1 protein-coding gene is annotated in these 899 nt (G+C 68.9%); it reads left to right on the plus strand.

The window, feature by feature from the left end:
* A partial coding sequence (locus Msi02_RS42770) for an HAD-IC family P-type ATPase (protein ID WP_239109443.1) occupies positions 1–899 on the plus strand: 899 nt, incomplete at both ends.

Genomic DNA, 899 nt, shown 5'->3' on the forward strand with positions numbered 1-899 from the left:
CGTTCGATCGTCGTCCACGCCAAGAACGCCTACGACCTGCGGGAACGCCAGCCGGGCGAACTCACCCACGCCGAATGGATCCCCTTCACCGCCCAGACCCGCATGTCCGGGGTGAACGTCGACGGGCGGCAGGTCCGCAAGGGCGCCGCGACCTCGGTCATGAAATGGGTACGCGACAACGGCGGCCACCCCACCGGCGAGGTCGGTCACCTGGTCGACGGGATCTCCGCCTCCGGCGGCACCCCGCTGGTGGTGGGCGAGGTCACCGACGGCGGTGGTGCGGCCCGGGTGCTCGGGGTGATCCACCTCAAGGACGTCGTCAAACAGGGGATGCGGGAGCGGTTCGACGAGATGCGCCGCATGGGCATCCGCACCGTGATGATCACCGGGGACAACCCGCTGACCGCCAAGGCCATCGCCCGCGAGGCCGGGGTGGACGACTTCCTGGCCGAGGCCACACCCGAGGACAAACTCGCCCTGATCCGCAAGGAGCAGGAGGGCGGGCGGCTGGTCGCGATGACCGGCGACGGCACCAACGACGCCCCCGCCCTGGCCCAGGCCGATGTCGGGGTGGCCATGAACACCGGCACCTCGGCGGCCAAGGAGGCCGGGAACATGGTCGACCTGGACTCCAACCCCACCAAGCTCATCGAGATCGTCGAGATCGGCAAGCAACTGCTGATCACCCGGGGGGCGCTGACCACGTTCTCCATCGCCAACGACATCGCGAAGTATTTCGCGATCATCCCGGCCATGTTCACCGCGGTCTACCCCGGGCTGGAGGCGTTGAACGTCATGCGGCTGCACAGCCCGCAGTCGGCCATCCTGTCCGCGGTGATCTTCAACGCCCTGGTCATCGTCGCGCTGATCCCCCTGGCCCTGCGCGGCGTCCGCTACCG

This window comes from Microbispora siamensis (genome assembly GCF_016863095.1).
Classification (GTDB): Bacteria; Actinomycetota; Actinomycetes; order Streptosporangiales; family Streptosporangiaceae; genus Microbispora; species Microbispora siamensis.